The sequence below is a fragment of the Spirochaetia bacterium genome (assembly GCA_022482625.1).
In the GTDB taxonomy this organism is placed as follows: Bacteria; Spirochaetota; Spirochaetia; order Sphaerochaetales; family Sphaerochaetaceae; genus Pleomorphochaeta.
Genome location: JAKVOU010000001.1, coordinates 366,192 through 386,058, shown reverse-complemented (window position 1 = coordinate 386,058; position 19,867 = coordinate 366,192). Strand labels below are relative to the sequence as shown.

Here is a 19,867-nt window from a genome sequence, read left to right as displayed (position 1 = left end):
CGAGTTTTGCAAAAACCTCTATAAAACGAACAATTGTTCAGGAGAACCATTAACTGGAACATTTTCAAATGATGTGACTACCTATACTGTTGGCTCTGGTGATACGTTATATGCGAAATATCAGACCACAACAAATAGCATCTTTACAAGTTGGGGAATAAATGGTGTTGATTCAACGGACAATCCAATTTCCTTCGATGCAACAGAAGATAAAGAAATAAAACCTGTTTACATCACAACAGTAGCTGAAGCTGGCATTGCTTATGTTTCTCCAAACGGTTATGCAAGTGATACTGCAAATGGTTCCAAAGGATTACCATTTAGTAACATTCAAGATGCGATAAACAGCCTAACGTCGGGAACTGTTAGAATTTCTACTGGTAATTATGCAACAGATGCAACACTGACGATGAAACCGGGTGTATCACTGGTTGGTAATTATACTGTCAGCACTGATGGCAAAGACTGGACGGCTGCTACATATTCTAAAAGCGAACAGGGTTCCGAAGTTGATCCTCAATCCATAATTACATGTAATGCAATTGCAGCAGGAACTTCTAATGCATATTTTTCTGTTATATCAATGTCAGGATCTTCATTTACGAATGCTACGCAGATCAATGGATTGACTATTGAATATGATACCTTATCAAGAGATTGCATTGCTGGAATTCTAATAAGTGACAATGCAAGTCCACTTATTCAGAATTGTAAAATAACTTCGGGAACAGCTACTTCATATTCCCAAGGAATACGAAATATTGATTCTGCTTCTACGATAACTAATTGTTCAATAACATCGGGAGCTGCTAAATATTCTGATGGAATTTACAATGAAAGTGGTAGTATGAAAATCTCATATAGTTCAGTTGAGACTAGTACGGCACTTTCAGGAACACAAGGAATATATAATAGTTCTGCTAAGGATGTTGTTATCTCTCATTGTTGTATTATTAGCACTGGATTGAACTCGGATGGTTTTTACGGCTTTTCAATGGGAATTGTTAATTCTTCTTCAACAACAACGATTCAAAACAATGCTATTCTGGCTAGTGCTGGAGGACCACTTAGTATGTTTGGGATTTCATTAGGAACGAGAGCAATATCTGAAAACGCATCGACTAGCATTATTACTGAAAATACAATTATCTCGAAACCAAATGGTTTTGGTGGAAGTGGAAGCGTTTATTGGAGTTCCCAGTCTTCATCATTGATTGCCAACAACATTATAAGTATGCCAACCAGTTTTATGAATCAATATGGGTTGTATTTCAGTTCTTCAAATTGTATTGTTGCCGGAAATGTTATCAACATGGGCAAGAGTACTTCAGGAGGTTCAATGTACGGAATATATTCTACAGGAAGCAACTATCCATTACTCATAAACAATACAATTGCAGGAGGCTCTTGTAAAAGTTCTTCAGAAAATGAATATGATATATACGTTGCAAGTGGATCACCTATACTCATTAATAATGGTCTCTTCTCTAAGGAAAGCACATATGAAAGCTATGGCGTTTACTTTGATTCAAGTTCCATAAAACCTCAAAAGCTATTGAATAATGCCTATTTTGATTTTACAACCGCATTATATGCACCACGGAGTACAACAAGCGTGTATTATGTTCTTTCTCCCAGCCAGTTTACAACGAGTCGTACTGGCTTGGACACTGAAGATATGTCAGGAAATGTAGGTGGAACAATAGGTGTTTCCGATGATACTTGGGATCCTTCGACAATTTTTACTGATTATACCAATGATGATTTTACTTTGAGCCCTTCTGCAAATAGCTCTATTACTACCGGAGGGTTTGTGCTGGATTCCGCAAAATTGGATTCATATATGGCTTCAACCGGTGCTGATTTTTCTTTTACAGGTGAGCAGATCATGGACATATTAAGTAAGGATATGAATGGTACTCCACGAGGAAGTAGTTGGTCTATTGGAGCATATGCTGCGAAATAATAGATATATTTAGGGCTGTTTCAAAAGACTAAGAAAACTAGACTTAAGAAACAGCCCCTTCTTTTATGTTCCTATAGCGTTCAAAACTTGAATTCAGGTCGGAGCTGCTGTGCTCCATCCATATAGACCGGTCTTGGATTCTCAATTTTGACGTTGGTGACGATCATGATGCGTATGACTCGTTCCAGCATACCCTCTATTTCCAGTTCCTGCATACAGAACAGAGGCACATCATTTCCATGTCCTGAAGCCCGCAATGCAGCAGCAGGATTCCTGCTTCTTAGGTCCCCTGTCTGCGTAAAGAGAATAAATGCCAAATCATTTGTTTCAAGATGGTTCTTCTCCATGATGTTCTCATATAGTTTCTTTACTGCATCATCGATTGCATCCGATGTATCGGAAGAAACACAGATGGCACCTCTCAGTGCATCGACAATTCTTTCTTTCACTGAACTACTCCTATTGAAATATAAAACCTTTCAGGACAAATTTGCTGGCTAGGGAAAATAAGAAGTCCATGCCGGCAACCATCAACAGCCGCAGCAAGGACAACATAAATACAGAAACCGGAAAAATCCTGTCCCTGATGTACACGGAAATCGAGAAAATTACCAGCCAAAACCCAAAGAAAAGGGAAACAAGCACAAGGTAGGAAATGCTATCTGCAACATACTGCAGATAATTTGCATTTATTTCTGCCTGCAGGCATAGAAAATAAAAGACCAGCAATCCCAACAATGCAAAGACCATGTACCAATGTACACGGTCTCCCATTTCAAGGAGTCTTCTTTCTCTGAGCATCCTTTTCTCCTTACCAATGATTCTCGCGCGGTTTCAGAAAAGTTATGAAGACCGGGCCATCACTTGAAACTTCCAGTTTTCCTGCGGTACATCTGTTGGAAAGAGAAAGCGCCCCTTTCCCTACAGTAAAATCATGCAAAGGCCAGCGCAACTGTTCGGCAGTCACATGACAAATGACCGAAGGGTCACAGGGAAGGACGCTGACCGTTTCATCCTTGCTGCAAAGAAAAGTCCTTTTCCCATCCACCTTATAGCTGGCTTCCTGTCTGGTCAGCCAGCATTGCGGAGCCCCATAGGTGGGAAACAGGCTCCATATGGCAGCCAAATGGTCCATTCTACCCTCTCCGCCACCAAGAAGCACATAGGAGTCACAGCCGCTTTCATATGCCTGTCTGATACCCAGTTCTGTATCAGAACAGTCCTTGTCAGCGGGGAAACAACGTGTTTCGATACCCTTCAACAAGGAAAGGGAAGTAAGTGAATCAAAGTCTCCTACGGCAATATCTGCCTCTACGCCAAGCACAATACACAGCTCCAGGCCCTTGTCCACGGCCACGATGAATTCACCGCCTTCAGGCAATCCCGGTGGCAGGGATGCAGGAGCATTTCCATTTGTTATGATCAATGCAGTCTTCATACTATTCCTTTCAGCAAACTATTGCGATTTCCTAAACCTTGAAGTAAGATATATTTGAATATATCAAAACCGAGGTCAGATAATGAAAAACCCAGTAGAAAGCATGGCTAAGTTAGCCTTACATCCAGCTGATATCCTTATACCGAAAAAAGGAATCAACCTAAGGAAGTGGGCTACCGTAGCTTGTGACCAGTATACATCAAACAAGAGCTATTGGGAAAGGGTCAGCAACTATGTAGGCAATGCTTACAGCACATTGGCCCTGACATTTCCTGAAGTCTATCTTGAAGACGAAGACTCAGCACAGAGGATTGAACGGATCAACAAGGCAATGGAACAATACGTCAAGGATGGTATCTTCGACACATATCACAACTGCTTCATGCTTGTCAGGCGCGACACACCAAGAAGTACCCGATGGGGTTTGGTAGGTTGCCTCGATCTTGAGGCCTATGATTTCAGCCCTGATTCTACTTCCCTCATACGGGCTACCGAAGGTACCATTGTCTCCCGTATTCCTCCGAGAAAAGCAATCAGAGAACATGCATTGCTTGAACTGCCGCATATCATGGTTCTTATTGACGACGGAGAAAAAAGCCTCATAGAACCTCTCAAGGCAGGACACCGACTTGTCTATGATACGGACCTGATGGAAAACGGAGGCCATGTAAGTGGTTATCTTGTCGATAGTGAAGAAGATTTTACCCACATTGCAGAAGCATTGCAGGGCCTCTATGACAAACTTGACCCGGACAATCCCCTTCTCTTTGCCATGGGAGATGGCAACCATTCGCTGGCTACGGCAAAAAGTTGTTGGGAAGATATACGGAATCGCTTGAGCCCTGAGGAAGCACTTCATCATCCGGCACGTTACGCTTTGGTTGAGATAGAGAATATCCATGATGAGGGTTTGGAATTCGAGCCGATACATCGTGTTTTCTTCAATTTGTCAAGAAAAGAATTTGACGCTTTGCTTACAAAGCAGTGCCGTTCTTTCTCTGTGGCAAAAGTAACAGGCAGTGCTGCAGGTTTCCTGAAACAGATCAATGAACCGGGTGCACAGAGGTTCGGGCTTTCAGAAGCCGGAGAAGGATTGTTGGTCTATACGCTTTCTGAGCCGAAAGCTTCGCTTGCCGCCGGAAGCATACAGTCAGTCATAGACCTCATGCTTGAAACAACGAACGGCAAAGTAGACTATATCCATGGTGTCGATGAGACCCTGCGGCTGGGCAACCAGACAGGCAATCTTGGCCTTGTGCTTCCTGATGTATCGAAACAGACTTTCTTCTCCGCAATTATCAAGGACAGGGCTTTGCCTCGTAAGACATTCTCCATGGGAGAGGCCAATGAAAAGCGATATTATCTGGAAGCAAGGTCGTTGAAAGACTGAAGATGGCACAACGCATCGTACATCGGCTTTTGAGATAAAAAATGCCGGCAACCGATTTTTTGTTGCCGGTAAGCTAAGAAACCTATGGAAGAAAAGGCAATTACTGCAGGAGGAAGGAGGCATCATAGCCGCCTTGCCTAAGTATCCTGAATGGTCTTTTTGTTACGTCGAGCAAAGTTGAAGGAACGGTACCCTGCTTTTCATCACCGATGACAAAAGCAGGAATTCTATCTTTATATGTGTAAATTATATCCATGATGTTGGTCAGGGCTTCATAGCCGCTGTCATTGACGCTTGTCGAATACATCGGCGAGGCAATCTTAGTCATTACTGCTTGCAGAAAAGGATCAGACGGTACCCGTATGGCAAGAGTCCCCATGCCGTCTTTCCGATTCATGACGCATGTCAACGGACAAGGCCAGAGTGCTCTGATTTCATCTGGCACTTCACAAATTGACAACGCCTGTTCTTCTGTTGCCAGCTGAATGAAAGGTTTTGTCATTTCCCGCCCTTTGATATTCCGCAGGTTCTGTTCCGCAGGTCCGACTTTTGCGCAGAGCCCATAGATGGTATCGCATGGAAGTATGACTACTTCATTGGCATTCATCAGCTCGACGATGCGGTCAAAAGTTTTCTGTTCACCGAGGTACAGTACCTCTGAATTTTCATCAAAGTTCATTTCTATCGTTCCTTTAATTTCTGTATATGATAGGATATTATGCGAGAGAATAGACAAATTGCAAGCGAGAAAGCCAAGGAAATCAAAGAAATTGTCTTCCTGGACAGAGGAATAAATGTATGTGCTTCCTTTGTAGCATGAAAAGTGTCCGTATTGCCTTTTTCTTGGTTGTCTTTCGGTAAATCCAAGCGATAAACCGAATCGCCGTTTTCAACGAATCCCAAATGATATACGCCGTCAAGCACGCCCTTTCCTTGTTCAAGTTCGGTTTGCTCCTGTGCCAACGCGGCAGTCTGTGCCTCAAGCTCCTGTTCTTGCGCCTCCTGTGCCATGAGCTCTTCACGAAGCTGACGATTGGCAAAATATCCCTTTGAAGAGAAAACTGAAGATAAGGAAAAATACAAAATAATCATACTAAAAACAAATAATCGGAAATATTTTATTGCCATGGGTGTTTATAGCATATATAATAGGAAGTGAATTTTCAATATTCCTGCCGAAATACAGCTCTGGAGTGATCAATGCAACACAAACGTAGTTTTGTCCAACAGGTTTTCTTTTCTTTCATTATCTCCGCAGGTGTGCTCTTTTTAGGTGGATTCCTTTTTATTCGATATTTGGTTCCGAAATATAATATTCATGCTGAAACTCTCTATCATCTGATGATTTATATTTTCCCGGTGCTGATAGGTCTGTGTCTCATCGAGGTTGCTTCCATCATTGCTGACAGAAATACTGCTGATGCAGAAGACAAAGCGGACATATTGCCACGTAACAGTTATGATGCTCCGCTATTCACATTGCCAGGCGATGATCCGCTACCGCAGGGAGAAGAACCTGGGGAAGAATCTGAAAAGGAAGAAACATTTGAGCCTATAAGGAAAAACAATCCGCAATCTGCTGAAGGAAAAGAACATGCTTATGTTTCTCTTAACAACGAGACGATGAAAGTCCTCAACAGATTGACGCCTACACAGGTAATGGACATACTGAATTATCTGGAACATGAAGATATACAGCCATTTGTGCAATCTGCTGCAGAACCGTCTGCAACAGGAAAAGTTCATGAAACGACGGTGCTTCCGACCTTGGAAAGTGCACTTGCCTATGAACTTGAAGAAAGCATAGCCAATGATTATGATCTTTCTGTTTGTATCTTTGCCCAAGAAAATGGTTTGCCAGCAGCACTGAAACAGACATTGCTTCATAACACGGACAATGCCGCTTTTTCCTACGTCATGAATGACGGTGCCGTGTGCCTGATCTTCCCCTTCTACAACATACAGGAAGCCAGCCACTATCTTACACATTTTTTTGCTGGACACGCAGCTGGTCAATCTTGCAACTTTGGTTTTTCGACTCGTAAGGGTCGGCGTATTGATGCTGAAGTACTTCTTCAGGAGGCAGAGACAGATTTAAAGAATCGTATGGCTGCCCAAGCCCAAGCTTTTTCTGGAGAAGAGTTGCAGGATCAGCAGATTGTTACCGATGATATCATCGATGGTTGATAAGAGGAAAACGAATTACTCATTGAAAACCACCTCTTTTTGAGGTGGTTTTGTCGTAAAGTTATAATTCCTATCAGCTTTGCTTCAGAATGTCACACTGGATAAAGCAGAAAAGTAATCTGAACCGATAAGTAATCGGTAGCTGACGTGAGAAGACTTCCCATCGTTACGCAGCTACCGATGCTATCTATATCCAAGATGTTTTATTTTGCAGAATTTTTCCCTAATTCCTGGAACATATAGTTCTTATAAGCTTCCACTCCAGGCTGGTCGAAGGGATTTACGCCTGTAAGCAGACAAGAAAGGTAGCATGTATACATAAAGAAAAAAAACAACTCCCCTAGTTCAAATTCTTCAAGTCGTCCCACCGTCAGTTCCAGGCAGGGGAAGCGCATGGCATGTGCAGTCAATGTTGCCTTGAAAGCAGCATGGTTTACTTGTGAAAGGTTCTTTGTGTCCAAGTAGTCAAAATGATCATCCACGTTGTCATTATGCAAGGATATGACTGGGCTTCCATCATCCACTACCCGTATGAATGTTTCAAACAGGATGTTTGATCCCTCCTGGACAAACTGACCGGTTGAGTGCAGCAATTCTGAATAACAGGATACGACAGGAAATAATCCTTTGTTGTCTTTTCCTTCACTTTCAGCCATCAGCTGCACCCACCATCTCCCGAAATCGGTCAAGCGCGGTTCAAAGAATGATAGCATCTCTATTTTATAACCCAATTTGCCTATCAGATTGCGAAAAACTGCATATTCCAATGCAGGGTTTGTTGGTGTATCATTCTTTGCAAGTTTATCCTGCATAGTGCGGGCTCCTGCAACCAGTTGCTTGATGTCTATATCAGCTACAGCCATCGGGAAGAGCCCGACATCACTCAAAACAGAATATCGGCCGCCGATATCAGTCGGAAATGTCAAGAAACGGTAGCCATGCTGCTGTGCAAGCTGCTGTGAAAAACTTCCTCTGGTACCTGTTATGACAATATAATCCTTTGCATTTTTTTTATAGCGCAACTCCAATTCATGTCTAAAAATCCGAAATGCTACACCTGGTTCCAACGTTTCAAAGTTTTTTGCAATGACATCTATGACAAATACCTTGTCTTTCAGGTGCTCAAGTGTCTTGTTGGCTTCGTAACTGGACAAGTTATTGCCTGCCCAAATGATTTCCACGGATGATTTCTTGTTCAAGGCAGAAATCGCAGCTCTTGCTCCTTGGTTTGACCCACCGATGCCGATGACTACAAGGGTATCAGCCTTCTCCTTGATCTGCTTGGACAATGCCAGCAAGTCGTCTATTTGCTTTTCATTTGCCCATGAATCAACCGTCGACCAACCAAGATTATCACTGTATTTTTGTTCTCCGGCCTGCACTTTGTGCAGGACCGATAATTGTCTTTTACATTCTTTCGTAAGGGTATCCTGTCCGAGCAAACCGACAGTATCCACAACCGAAAACTGAAATTTTTCCATACCACAGTACTCCTTCCATATCCGTCTGATGCTAGATGCTGTCAACAGATATGCCAAATCAAGCTTTAATTAATTTCCAATGGTTTCGGTTCAATGACAGCAATCAGAGTTCATAGTCCAGATCTTTTGGATTGATGCATGACAATGTATTGACTACTGCCCCATCGGGTTTCGGGATACGTGCACCATAAGTCAGGATTGGATCAGCTGTTTTTTTCATCCAGTCGTCCAGATCAGCTGACATTTTTGCTGCACAAGAAGCATACGAAACATCATTTATCAGATTTATACGTTCACATGGATCGAAAAGTAAGTCAAAAAGCATCTCACTGGCTACACCTTTTTTTTCTGCCAGCCCATTTGAGAGCAACATCGTCTTGCTCAAAGAAGGATCGATGTTCGAAAGTACAGGTTTGTCATATGCAAGATATCGTCGTATGTACTTGTACCTATCTGTCCTGACACATCTGGCAGGTTCATAGGCAGCATGGTAATTTATTTCCGCAAAGATTTCTTTTCTCACTGCAGCAGATTTCTTTTCAAGCAACGGCAAGAGAGAAACTCCCTGGAGCCTTTCTGGCTTCTCAAGCCCTTCGAGCTCGCATAAAGTCGGGAAAATATCCAATTGTGAAACCAAAGCATCACAGACAGTACCGTTTGCGTGATTTCCAGGATAATAGACAATACAGGCAACTCCGATACCAGTATCATAGAGTGTACATTTCATCTGAGGGAAAGCAATGCCATGGTCAGTAGTCAACAGTATGATTGAATTCTCAAAATATCCATTCTGTTCCAATGAGGTGACAACTTTTCCGAAACATTCATCGAATATGTGGGCAGACTGACAGTAACCGGCCATATCCTGACGTGTCTCAGGACAGTCTGCAATGGGAAAAGGCGCATGTATGTAATCTGCATTTACAACAGAGGGATCGGGTGCCGGATATTTCCGATGTGTAGAAAAGAAACCCATGGAAACAAACCGTGGTTTCTTTTCACTTTTTGTTTTCTGCAGATAGGTACATAAGGCATCGGCATTGTCCCTGTCCCATTTTTCCATGGAGACAGGATCAAACAAGTCCTTGTCTTTTGTTCCTACGATTGTATCGTACCCAATGGTAGATTTATGGGCCGCCACGTGCTGCACACCGCATAGTACGGACTTGAATCCAGAGTCTTTCAGATAGTTTGCAATGTGGTCATGGTAGTCATAGAGTGCAAAACCTCTATGGGCCAGGCCTAACATTCCGTTCTGATGCGGATATGTCCCTGTCAGCAGACCAGACCTGCTTGGTGAACACGTCGGCCCTGCACAGAAACAATTGCGAAATGTTGTACTTTTTTTTGCAAATTCCATGACATTCGGTGTCGGTACATCATAACCATACGGACTCCAATATCGACCGCTGTCATGGGTATGTATGTAGATTATGTTATATTTCATAGTAACTGTCCTTCCTTATTTTTGCCTGAAATGATAAAGACTACCCTTTCCCCGATTCCAGTATCCTTTCTATGGATACTGATGCAGGGAAAACTTCAATATCAATTCTTTTTTACGAAAAAGATTTCATTATTATATAGAGTACGGAAAAACCATATGTCAGGCTGATCTCTATCAACCTTTGACCAGAACCTATGGAATGCTAGAGTTCTTCAGTACCCTGTGTCGTCCGTTTGAATTCTTCCGCAGCCTGTGCTTCCTTTTTTTCATTCTTTTTCAACAAATAGATAAAGATGAACGTCAGTACAATAAAAAGAAGACTGATCGGTCTGGTAACGAAAATACTCCATGAACCTTTCGACATGACCAGGGAATTCCTGAAGTTTTCTTCAGCGATTGGCCCAAGGACAATTCCAAGTACAATAGGAACCGGCGGAAGATCCACTTTCATGAAGAAATATGCTAGCACACCGAAGATAAGCATGACTTTCAGATCAAAGGATGAATCCGAAATGGCAAAAGCTCCGGCACAGCAGACTACGATGAGGATGGTTGTCAACAAGTCCTGTGGTACGCGTGTGATCTTGACAAATACAGGCAGCAGGTACCTTCCCTGTATAAGAATAAAAATCTGAGTTATAAGACAACCGAGAAGAATTGCATAGACCGTAGGTCCTGAGTTGATAAACAGTCTCGGTCCAACAATCAGGCCTTGCATGGTAAAGGCACCTGCAAGAGTAGCGGAAACAACATCACCCGGTATGCCCAATGTCAGCAAAGGAATCAGAGTCGCGGCAGTAGCACCGTTATTTGCAGATTCCGGCGCTGCAATTCCCTTTATTTCACCTTTTCCAAAATGTTCTCCTGGCTTAGCACGGTTCTGTGCCTGGTTATAGGAAATGAAAGCTGCAATAGCACCACCTGTGCCAGGAATGGCACCGATGAAAGAACCGATCAGGGAAGAACGCAGCATCGTAGGTATAAGATGTTTTTTCTCTTGCTTGGTCAACCGGTCATCTTCATCACGTTTTTTCAAATCCTTCAGTTGATGGACTTTCTCTGATCCATTGATTCTTGCCAGCATCTGGGAAATTGCATAGACGCCCAGCAACACAGCAAGCATACCTACACCATTGTATAATGTAAGATTATGGAAAGTAAAACGAGGATTCCCGCTGATGGTATCCATACCCATGGTGGACAAAAGGACTCCGAAAGCTCCCATGATCAATCCTTTCAGGATACTTTTACCACTGACGGATGCTATGATTGATAATCCGAAGATTGCCAAGGCAAAATATTCCGGTGGACCGAATTTCATTGCAACCTTGCTGATTTGCGGAGCAAAGAAAAGAAGGCACAAGGCACTTACGATACCGCCGAAGGTAGAAGCCAGCAAGGCAACATCCAGGGCTTTCCTTGGTTTGTTCTGAATATGGGCCAGTGGATATCCGTCAAGTAGAGTTGCCGCTGCAGCATTTGTTCCCGGGGTATTGATCAGTATTGCACTGATTGATCCACCGAAATTTGAACCAAAGAAAATAGCAGTAAGCAACAATATGGCAGGAACTGTTCCCAAGGAAAAAGTGAACGGAAGCAGTACTGTAATGGCAAGGTTGCCATTCAGGCCAGGAATAGCTCCGAAGATTATGCCGATAAACATTCCAAGATTGATAAAGAGCAGATTTTGGAATGATAACAAATTATGAAAAGCTTCAACAAGAACTGGGGACATTCCTCACTCCTCCTAAGGTAAGTTGACGTTCAGCAAAAATCTGAACGTGACATATAACAACAGAACCATTCCGACTGAAATCAAGTAATAGGAGATTTTTCTCGAGCCGGTAAACAATAGCGTCACTACAGCCAATATACAGGTTGAAATGACAAAGCTATAATCAAACGTAAGAGCATAGGCAAGTAGTACAAGGAAATACAAGAATATCTTGAGTTCCCGAGAGACCTCTAGTTCTTTTTCAACATCATCCTTGAATACCTTGCTTTTGATAACCAGCAATATACCACAGACAATACAGACCAGTGCCATACCCATAGGAATTGACGCAGATCCGACGCCGAACGTTTTACCGGTATCCACCCCTACCTGGCTTGGGATCAATAGAAGTACCACGACCCCAAACACGGCAGAGCAGACACCTGCGATAAAATTGGATTTGTATTTGATTTTCAACACAAAACTCCTAAACCCGATCAATAGTATTTCTTATAGTAAGTTTGGCAAAAGTCTTTTTCATCATTGACGCTCTTACGAATTTCCGCTCCGTTCATCGTATTCGGAGTAAAATTTGCTTTTTGGGCCAAAGCCTTGAATTCATCAGTTTTCTGGTAATCCATATAAGCGTTGTACACGGCATCAATATGATCCTGAGGTACTCCCTTACGTACCATTATGAAATTATTGGACTTGAAGACGATGTTATATCCTTTGCTGGATACCGTCGGAACCGTATAATTATCAAACCCTGTAAATGGTGCGTCCGAGAAACAGGCAATCGGCTTGACCATACCACCTTCGACGAATTGGCTTCCTACAGAAACAGTCGCTATGACACAATCGACATTGCCTGACACAAGATTCAGCAAATCTTTGTTTGAACCTGCAGTTGAAACAGCATTCCATTTGATCCCTGCATCACCCAGCAAGGCAGAGAATAGCATGTGGGTTGCACCACCAGGTGCATTGCAGCCTGCTGTTATGCCGTTTTTCTTGGCATAGGCAAGGAAATCATCCCAATTTTCAATACCGGTATCCTTGGGAGCAACATAGAGTACAAAATCCTCACTTACAAGGCTGGCAATGGGGTCATAGTCATCTAATGAAACCTTTACATCCTTGTTGACAAGAGGAGTCAATGTGAAGAAGGCTATGCCACTTGCCATCATTTCACTGATACTTGGATCTGATTTGTTCAGGTCATTGAGACAAAGGGCACCGGCTGCACCTGTAACATTTTTCACTACGGTAGGTACATCCATTTCTTTCTGTACGCCCTGTGCGAAGATTCGGCTCAGGGTATCCATTGTGCCACCGGCAGAATTAGGTACACGGATGGTAATATTATGATCCGGTTTCCACTCTGCTCCACTTTCAGAAGCAGACTGCTGCTCTGATTTGCCATTGGCGAAAACTGCTGATGCCATTGACAGCATGCAGATCATTGCCAAGATATCTCTCTTTTTCATTTTGCAAACCTCCATTGGTTGATGCGCTAAAAACTTCATATGTGGCTTTATCATTATATTTCCATGAGTTGCAACATATGCTCATTCCCTTTTCCCTGTAAAGGCCAGATACTTCTTTTGATTGATGCAGGATTCAATCAGATTTTTATTTTTTTAATTTATTTAATTAAATTTACATAAGTATGATAACCCCAGGTTACTGTTTTGTCAAAAGAAAAAATAAATTTTTTAACTGCATATCTATTCCTTTCAATAGCTGGAAATAAATTCTAGATTGACTTGCTGAATGATTTCTGTTAGTGTGAAGCATGACTTCGGATTTCCCTTTCCGAAGCGACATGGATATTCTTTTTTTTATTGATGCAGCTATCAGATTGTAACCATCTACGAGGAGAACGACTGATGAAAGCAATAATGGTAATGTTTGATTCCCTTAACAGAAGGATGCTGGAACCCTACGGATGCAATTGGATTCCAACGCCAAATTTCAAGCGATTGGCTGACAACTCCCTTACCTTTGATTGTCAATATGTAGGCAGCATGCCCTGTATGCCTGCAAGAAGAGAACTCCATACCGGAAGGTATAATTTCCTTCACCGTAGCTGGGGCCCTATGGAACCGTATGACAACTCTATGCCTGAGATGCTCAAACAAAACGGTATCTATTCCCATCTCATATCTGATCACTACCACTATTGGGAAGACGGAGGCTGTACCTATCATACACGATATAGTTCATGGGAATGCTCACGAGGACAGGAAGGCGACCCTTGGAAAGTCTATCCAGAACTTATTGAACAATTGCGAGGCAAGCAGGACATTGTCTACCATGAAAAAAAAGAATTCCAGGACCAGTCCAACAGAAAATATATCACTAGTGAAGAAAGGATGCCTCAGGCAACTACGTTCAGGCATGGCCTTGAATTCCTTTCCCGCAATGTTGCAGAGGACAACTGGTTCCTTCAGATTGAAACGTTTGACCCACATGAGCCATTCTTTACCCAGGAAGCTTATCGCAAGGCCTTTGAGATAAAACCTGATGCTGCTGTTTCTGATTGGCCTCCCTACTACTTTGTTACAGAAGATGCTGATACGGTCACACAGGTACGCAATTATTATGCGGCTTTGATTACCATGTGTGATACCTATCTTGGAAAGGTCCTCGATTTCATGGATGCCCATGACATGTGGAAGGATACCCTGCTGATCGTAAATACCGACCATGGGTATCTCCTAGGTGAACATGGTTGGTGGGCCAAGGGACGCATGCCGGTTTATGATGAGCTTGCAAGGACACCGCTCTTTATCTATGACCCGCGGTTCAAATTGAAAGGTCAACACAGAAGTGCCCTTACCCAGACAATTGATTTGCCGGCTACCATCCTTGATTTCTTCGGCATTGCATTGCCCAAGGAAATGGACGGCAAATCGTTGGTCCCTGTCATCAAAGAAGACAGTTCTGTCCATGACTATATCCTTTATGGCTATCATGGAAAGCAGATCAATATTACCGACGGTAGGTATACCTATATGCATGCGCCGGAAAGAGATTGTAATTTCTATGAGTATACGCTTATGCCGACTCATATGAGAAATTTCTTCAGTACTGACGAATTGCAGGAAATTGAACTTGCAAAGCCTTTCACCTTTACAAAAGGATGCAAGACAATGAAGGTCAAGGGAATCGACGGCCCTGTTGACAGTACAAATTATGGCGATTTGCTTTTTGATACAGAAACTGATCCAGGACAACTTTCTCCTATTGACGATCCTGAATTGGAAACCAGATTACTCAATGAAATGAGCAAGAAGCTTTACGAAGCTGATGCCCCTGAGGAACTCTATGGCCGATATGGATTGCAGAAAGACGGTCAAATGACTGTAGGGAAGCTCAGGGCTCTGAAAGAAGAGATCAAGTTTTCCGGTATCGAGCAGGAACTTGTCCATGCCTATTCTTGGACACAGGAAGCCATCAACATGTACTGTTGTCTCAAGCGTCTGCTTAAGGATGGGGGCAAACAGCTACCCGCACTTCTGAAAAAGACTTTTCCTGTGAGCACTCACCTCACTTATGAGGATTTACTGCAGTTGACTGAATTATCAGTCGATCCAGGACATCTGAAAAACGTAAAACGTGCTGTTATTCTCAACAGCAGATACAAATAGAAGAATATCAGGGTAATTGAACAGATCGGATTCCCTAGGTTTGCCTAGGGAACCCGATCTTCTCGATTTTAATGCAGGGACGGCAAAGTTCAATTTACATTGATGAACAGTTCCTTAAGTGCCAACAGAGCGGCACAGTGTGCACCTCTATGCAGATCATAAGGAAGAAACTGAAATTTTACTGCATCGATATTGGTATCAAAGATCATCTTTCTTGTCATTTCCTCAAATTCCACTTGATTCTGGACTGGGGTCAGAATCTGCGCATCAATGAAAATTGTCTGCGGACTTATAAGATTCGTGATATTTGCAAGTCCGATGCTCAGCAGACTAAGTAGATGATGTATCTGCGTAAGGACAAACGTATCACCCTGCTCTTCCGCTTTGAGAATATCATCAATGGTAAGTTGTTCCGATTCTGGACAAATCTGCGCCAGCAAGGGAGCTTTTCTTTCTTCTATGGCAGCTCGACAAGCATCAAGCAATATCCTGTCACACGCAACGGCATCAATGCAGCCTTTGTTGCCGCAGACAGGACAGACAGGCCCTTCAGGCTCAATGATCATGTGGCCGGCTTCTCCGCTTGTAACTGAAATCAGGCCATTGATCTGACTTCTCCGTACAAAAGGACAGGAAACACCTCTGGCAACAAAAAAGTATGCAAAGCTTTCACTGCCTATCGAAGGAATCATCAGTTCCTTTGCTATGGCCCGAGCCTTGACATTGTTTTCAATGACCACAGGGAAACCCAGCAGTTTGTTCAGGTCTTCAGCAATTGGCTTGTCATGCCAATGGCTGAAAGCTCCTGTCTTAAGTATACCTGCCTTGGTATCTACAAGACCTGGTAACCCTACGCCGATGCCGACAATCTTTTTCTGAGAAAGATTATGCATCTTGATAAGTTTTTTTATTCCATCTGCAACAGAGTTGAGAAAGCGTCCATAATCATCTTCACAGGGATCAAGGACACAGGAATCGACCAAGGTTCCTTTCAGATCACATAGCACGATTGGTGTGCAATATGGAGCTTTCTCCACTCCGAAAAAATAACGGGCCTTTGGATTATACTCAATTGCAAGCGAAGGTCGACCGGGGTTTTGTTGCCCCTTGAATTGCACCGGTACTTCAACTACTAGCTTTTCCTTGAGCATCGATTTGATTTTCGTTGTAATGGTAGGAAGCGTCAATGAAAGGAGACTTGCAATCTCTCCTCTGGAAATAGGACCGAACTTAAATAGTATCGATTTGATCAGCTCATCGTTCAGCATCTTTGCCTTCGTCAGGTTGTTTCCAGTCTTCATAGAGCTCTCCCGATATATAATTTAATTTAATTTATAATTTAAAATCCCAATAGATAGATTGTAACGCCATTGAACTAGGTTTACAAGCAAAAGATCAGTATCTTTTCTGGAAAGAAGTTACATCCATTGATAAATCCATGGAAAAATCATTTTGCGACCGGTTTCATTTATTTCATGCTATCCAGGAAAAAACTCAATGCCTTGTCTCAGTATATATGTTGCCCCTGCCTGCAATGTCTTTGAAAACGGAAAGCCTGTCCTGGTGCAGGCTTGGTCTGTCCTTGGTTCGAGGCAGGCCATGCAATCATGTCCGTTTTTTGCGGACCAAAGTACAAGAGACACACATCCTTCAGTTTTGACGTGGACTAGGTCAGATAATCCGAAGTCGCCTGTTTGCAGCCCATGGAAAAACCGTGTTACGGAAAGCTGTTCATCATCCAGCAAGGTTTCTCTGTCTCCCAGTCGTAATCTGGTATCTGGAAATTTGTTATATCCTGTATGAAAGCCCAATGAAAACGGCATAAAGGACTTTCCTGTATTTGTAAGCAAAGCTGTCTGTGTCAATGTCCGGTCGTTGAGCACAAACGAAACGACCAGGGAAAAATCATAGGGATAACATAGATATGTGGATTTATCTGATTCAAGGCAAAAGGTTCCTGGATGTATGAAAGAAAAGGCTTTTTCTCTGGCAAAACCATGCATCTGCAAGTGATATCGTCTGTTATCCTGTATATAACCATCAGGATATGCGCCACATTGGGGAAACAAAATTGGAGCTCGCCATTCCCAGACAGATTCATTTCCTTGCCAGATATATTCATATCCAGTCTTTTTGTCTATAACCGACCAAAGCTCGGCACCTATTGAATTGATCTGTACTTTTAGTTTTTCGTTTTCTAGTACAGTAAGCATATTTTCTACTCCGTTTAGCAACATAATCTTGAGAATATAGGAAAATAGAAGGAAAAGTATCAGATTGCTACAGATTTGCCGCTATGATGGTATAAATACCGGAGACAATCATAAAAACATACATGAAAATCTTGATCCGACGGAAAGAGAGCCTTGCAAAAAGTTTCAGGCCGAACCAACCACCGCACAGCGCGCCTATCATGCCTACTCCGCTGTATCCCATGATAGTGGTGGTTATATGCCCCTGAAGGAGATGATTCCCGATTACAGCGATTCCAAGCAATGTAAAATAGGTCTGGAGTGTTGCATGATATTTTTCCTTGTCATCTGAGACTGAAAGGAAATAAGCTACCATCGGAGGACCGCCTATATTGAATAGTCCTGCGGCAAATCCACTGACTGTACCTGCAATGATGCCGCTTGTAACCGTAGGCTTAAGACGGATTCCCTTGCTGAATACAAGGAAATAGACACCTAGGCCGATCAATACACTTCCTAAGATACACTGTAACGTCTTTTCATCCAAGTTCGTCAATGTGCTGACACCGGGAAAAGAAGCAAGCATTGCTGCTGCCGCACAAGGAAGGACCAGTTTCCAGTCAATATATTCACGTTTCCGTATCATAATGACAGTCGTCAGCAACATTGCTATCAAGGCTTCCATGATCGAAGCTGTCATAAAAGGCAAGAACTGTGTCCAGATTGCCATAGTAATGATGGCAAGTCCGAACCCACCGCTGCTCTGCACAAAACCAGCAGCAACAGAGACCAAGGCAATGTAGAAATACAACATGCAGCTCAAACCTCCTTGGTCCCTGCACTGATAAAATTGCTGTCTGCGGGAAAAATTTTCTGCAGACAGTGCATGGATCGACCCATTTACTCTAACACAGGTCCGATATCGGGATTATCCTTCATACAAAGATGTACCGCACCGGTCGTGAAAGTCCTCGGAAGCGCAAGGATGTTCGGATGAGGTCCGACATACTTCTTCTTAGCATCCTCAAGAGCTTCTTCAAATGTCGCACGGGTCTTCAGCCCCATACCTCTTGCATATCCAGGTTTCTGGGCACCGACAAGGTAGATTGCACTGGTGTCCATCTCCGCTATATGCCCACAGCTGATCATTGAGAAACCATGGAACGGATGGAATGCATGTTCGAAGCGATACTTCTCGATATAATCAGGACGTTCGGCAAAAGATTTGCCGATTTCGTTTATATCAGGAAGGATATTGCCTTGGTTCTGGAATACTTCGTACATCTCGGGGGTATAAGGCCATAGTTCCTCATGGAAGTTGCCATCACATATTGATGAACAGATGATGACACAATGGTCACTCATGATCCGTTTATGCCTGATGACCTGGGCAGACAGTGCCTGCATCAGCATGATGGGATTTGTTCCCATACCATCACCGTAATGGAAGAACTGCGGCATTCCGAACACAATTACATCGTACTTTTTTTCTGCCCAATGGACATAGGTCCTCTTGTCAGCAGTAATCCAGCTCTTCGGCTGCATAAGCTTGGCATAGCCGCTGTTGATTTCAATTTGCCTGGATTTCGTATCAAGGACTGCATCACAGCAGAAAAACTTTTTTCCCATACCTTCTTCCTGCTTCATGCCAATTTCATCGAATTTATGTCTCATGAGGCTTTTTCCGTTTACAGGAGTAAAATCAGGACGATGCATGACCGACGGTACGTGATGGGAAGCAATGCTGGTCCAGTGGTTAAGTCCTGTTGCACAGTGCTTGTAGCCACCGGAATAGCCACCGTAGGGATTACCCATGGTATGTCCGATAAGGATAGCAACATCAGCATCATAGACATACTTGTTCAACCAGACCGGATCTCCTCGTTTCGTAGTTCCAAGGTTGACGATATGGTCATAATCTTCACTGTCGTGGTTGATGATCTGCCCTGATGGCCAGAATTCGTTGAAAATTTCATCTCCCAGCACATTATGAATTTCTGTTTCGGTATTTTTTCTATGCAGGCCGTTTGAACAAATCAGGAGAATGTCCTTCTTTTCTACTCCGACACTATATAGTTCCTTAAGAATAAGTTTGATTGCAATCTTTCTATGGCTGGTCGGCTGTTCACCACCTTTGACCCTGTCTGGAAATACAATGACACATTTGCTCCCTTTGTGCGCAAGTTCGGTAAGAGGTGGCATTCCTATTGGATTGCGTAGGCTTTTCAACGTCTCTTCCTCAAGTTTGTCCTCAGGAATATACGGAGGATCAGCAACGGTCTCTCCCGGTACGAACACATCCATGTAATCAGGAAGCTGTGCATCCATCATGCCTTTGCCATACTCAAAACTTAATTTCATCTTACACTCCTTGGCGTTTCCTATGATACGCCTGT

General features: G+C 43.0%; 17 protein-coding genes and 1 pseudogene. 4 read left to right on the top strand and 14 right to left on the bottom strand.

Annotated features, from left to right (window positions below):
- Nucleotides 1-73: 73 nt before the first annotated feature.
- Nucleotides 74-1,966: a right-handed parallel beta-helix repeat-containing protein gene (locus tag LKE40_01780; GenBank protein MCH3916214.1), complete on the top strand. Its 1,893-nt coding sequence runs from the start codon at nucleotides 74-76 to the stop codon at nucleotides 1,964-1,966.
- An 80-nt stretch (nucleotides 1,967-2,046) separates the two neighbouring features.
- Here LKE40_01780 and aroH read toward each other — a convergent pair whose 3' ends face one another.
- From aroH to LKE40_01765, 3 genes are read right to left on the bottom strand one after another with little or no spacing between them, the layout of a single operon-like run.
- Entirely contained in the window at nucleotides 2,047-2,415 is a 369-nt protein-coding gene (gene aroH / locus LKE40_01775) for a chorismate mutase (protein MCH3916213.1), read from the bottom strand.
- A gap of 10 nt (nucleotides 2,416-2,425) precedes the next feature.
- On the bottom strand, nucleotides 2,426-2,767 hold the full coding sequence (locus LKE40_01770) for a hypothetical protein (GenBank protein ID MCH3916212.1): 342 nt from the start codon (nucleotides 2,765-2,767) through the stop codon (nucleotides 2,426-2,428).
- Nucleotides 2,768-2,777: 10 nt separating this feature from the next.
- A complete protein-coding gene (locus LKE40_01765; GenBank protein ID MCH3916211.1) occupies nucleotides 2,778-3,404 on the bottom strand; it encodes a thiamine diphosphokinase in 627 nt (208 codons plus the stop codon).
- 103 nt (nucleotides 3,405-3,507) lie between these two features.
- On the opposite strand from LKE40_01765, the gene LKE40_01760 reads away from it, so the two are divergent.
- Nucleotides 3,508-4,794, top strand: coding sequence for a DUF1015 domain-containing protein (locus LKE40_01760; GenBank protein MCH3916210.1), 1,287 nt, complete (start codon nucleotides 3,508-3,510; stop codon nucleotides 4,792-4,794).
- A gap of 100 nt (nucleotides 4,795-4,894) precedes the next feature.
- Here LKE40_01760 and LKE40_01755 read toward each other — a convergent pair whose 3' ends face one another.
- Together LKE40_01755 and LKE40_01750 are read right to left on the bottom strand one after the other, a co-directional pair.
- On the bottom strand, nucleotides 4,895-5,473 hold the full coding sequence (locus LKE40_01755; GenBank protein ID MCH3916209.1) for an L-threonylcarbamoyladenylate synthase: 579 nt from the start codon (nucleotides 5,471-5,473) through the stop codon (nucleotides 4,895-4,897).
- A gap of 2 nt (nucleotides 5,474-5,475) precedes the next feature.
- Nucleotides 5,476-5,886: a septum formation initiator family protein gene (locus LKE40_01750; GenBank protein ID MCH3916208.1), complete on the bottom strand. Its 411-nt coding sequence runs from the start codon at nucleotides 5,884-5,886 to the stop codon at nucleotides 5,476-5,478.
- 108 nt (nucleotides 5,887-5,994) lie between these two features.
- Between LKE40_01750 and LKE40_01745 the strand changes: the two genes are divergently transcribed.
- Nucleotides 5,995-6,981: a hypothetical protein gene (locus LKE40_01745; GenBank protein ID MCH3916207.1), complete on the top strand. Its 987-nt coding sequence runs from the start codon at nucleotides 5,995-5,997 to the stop codon at nucleotides 6,979-6,981.
- 203 nt (nucleotides 6,982-7,184) lie between these two features.
- Here LKE40_01745 and LKE40_01740 read toward each other — a convergent pair whose 3' ends face one another.
- From LKE40_01740 to LKE40_01720, 5 genes are all read right to left on the bottom strand, one after another.
- Nucleotides 7,185-8,462 (bottom strand): glucose-6-phosphate isomerase, encoded by a 1,278-nt coding sequence (locus LKE40_01740; GenBank protein ID MCH3916206.1) that lies wholly within the window; start codon nucleotides 8,460-8,462, stop codon nucleotides 7,185-7,187.
- A gap of 103 nt (nucleotides 8,463-8,565) precedes the next feature.
- Nucleotides 8,566-9,909: a sulfatase gene (locus LKE40_01735; protein MCH3916205.1), complete on the bottom strand. Its 1,344-nt coding sequence runs from the start codon at nucleotides 9,907-9,909 to the stop codon at nucleotides 8,566-8,568.
- 202 nt (nucleotides 9,910-10,111) lie between these two features.
- Nucleotides 10,112-11,644, bottom strand: a complete 1,533-nt coding sequence (locus LKE40_01730; protein ID MCH3916204.1) for a tripartite tricarboxylate transporter permease — start codon at nucleotides 11,642-11,644, stop codon at nucleotides 10,112-10,114.
- Between the two features lie 12 nt (nucleotides 11,645-11,656).
- Nucleotides 11,657-12,100: a tripartite tricarboxylate transporter TctB family protein gene (locus LKE40_01725; protein ID MCH3916203.1), complete on the bottom strand. Its 444-nt coding sequence runs from the start codon at nucleotides 12,098-12,100 to the stop codon at nucleotides 11,657-11,659.
- Nucleotides 12,101-12,120: 20 nt separating this feature from the next.
- Nucleotides 12,121-13,113: a tripartite tricarboxylate transporter substrate binding protein gene (locus LKE40_01720; GenBank protein MCH3916202.1), complete on the bottom strand. Its 993-nt coding sequence runs from the start codon at nucleotides 13,111-13,113 to the stop codon at nucleotides 12,121-12,123.
- Nucleotides 13,114-13,515: 402 nt separating this feature from the next.
- Here LKE40_01720 and LKE40_01715 point away from each other — a divergent pair.
- Nucleotides 13,516-14,973: pseudogene (locus LKE40_01715) on the top strand (sulfatase).
- A 395-nt stretch (nucleotides 14,974-15,368) separates the two neighbouring features.
- Here the strand turns inward: LKE40_01715 and LKE40_01710 are convergent.
- The 4 genes from LKE40_01710 to LKE40_01695 form a co-directional block, all read right to left on the bottom strand.
- The gene (locus tag LKE40_01710; GenBank protein MCH3916201.1) at nucleotides 15,369-16,580 is read right to left on the bottom strand and encodes an ROK family transcriptional regulator; all 1,212 of its coding nucleotides are present in this window, start codon (nucleotides 16,578-16,580) and stop codon (nucleotides 15,369-15,371) included.
- A gap of 177 nt (nucleotides 16,581-16,757) precedes the next feature.
- Nucleotides 16,758-17,492 (bottom strand): hypothetical protein, encoded by a 735-nt coding sequence (locus tag LKE40_01705; GenBank protein ID MCH3916200.1) that lies wholly within the window; start codon nucleotides 17,490-17,492, stop codon nucleotides 16,758-16,760.
- 67 nt (nucleotides 17,493-17,559) lie between these two features.
- Nucleotides 17,560-18,285, bottom strand: coding sequence for a sulfite exporter TauE/SafE family protein (locus LKE40_01700; GenBank protein MCH3916199.1), 726 nt, complete (start codon nucleotides 18,283-18,285; stop codon nucleotides 17,560-17,562).
- Between the two features lie 86 nt (nucleotides 18,286-18,371).
- Nucleotides 18,372-19,832 carry a lactate racemase domain-containing protein gene (locus LKE40_01695; GenBank protein MCH3916198.1) on the bottom strand — a complete coding sequence of 487 codons (1,461 nt, stop codon included), beginning with the start codon at nucleotides 19,830-19,832 and terminating at the stop codon, nucleotides 18,372-18,374.
- Nucleotides 19,833-19,867: the final 35 nt, after the last annotated feature.

Bases quoted from the DNA above. Each gene is read 5' to 3' on its own strand.
- LKE40_01755 (MCH3916209.1), bottom strand. From the start codon at position 5,473: ATGAACTTTGATGAAAATTCAGAGGTACTGTACCTCGGTGAACAGAAA.
- LKE40_01740 (MCH3916206.1), bottom strand. From the start codon at position 8,462: ATGGAAAAATTTCAGTTTTCGGTTGTGGATACTGTCGGTTTGCTCGGA.
- LKE40_01705 (MCH3916200.1), bottom strand. From the start codon at position 17,492: ATGCTTACTGTACTAGAAAACGAAAAACTAAAAGTACAGATCAATTCA.
- LKE40_01710 (MCH3916201.1), bottom strand. From the start codon at position 16,580: ATGAAGACTGGAAACAACCTGACGAAGGCAAAGATGCTGAACGATGAG.
- LKE40_01750 (MCH3916208.1), bottom strand. From the start codon at position 5,886: ATGATTATTTTGTATTTTTCCTTATCTTCAGTTTTCTCTTCAAAGGGA.
- LKE40_01745 (MCH3916207.1), top strand. From the start codon at position 5,995: ATGCAACACAAACGTAGTTTTGTCCAACAGGTTTTCTTTTCTTTCATT.
- LKE40_01770 (MCH3916212.1), bottom strand. From the start codon at position 2,767: ATGCTCAGAGAAAGAAGACTCCTTGAAATGGGAGACCGTGTACATTGG.
- LKE40_01730 (MCH3916204.1), bottom strand. From the start codon at position 11,644: ATGTCCCCAGTTCTTGTTGAAGCTTTTCATAATTTGTTATCATTCCAA.
- LKE40_01695 (MCH3916198.1), bottom strand. From the start codon at position 19,832: ATGAAATTAAGTTTTGAGTATGGCAAAGGCATGATGGATGCACAGCTT.
- LKE40_01760 (MCH3916210.1), top strand. From the start codon at position 3,508: ATGGCTAAGTTAGCCTTACATCCAGCTGATATCCTTATACCGAAAAAA.
- LKE40_01735 (MCH3916205.1), bottom strand. From the start codon at position 9,909: ATGAAATATAACATAATCTACATACATACCCATGACAGCGGTCGATAT.
- LKE40_01700 (MCH3916199.1), bottom strand. From the start codon at position 18,285: ATGTTGTATTTCTACATTGCCTTGGTCTCTGTTGCTGCTGGTTTTGTG.
- LKE40_01765 (MCH3916211.1), bottom strand. From the start codon at position 3,404: ATGAAGACTGCATTGATCATAACAAATGGAAATGCTCCTGCATCCCTG.
- LKE40_01720 (MCH3916202.1), bottom strand. From the start codon at position 13,113: ATGAAAAAGAGAGATATCTTGGCAATGATCTGCATGCTGTCAATGGCA.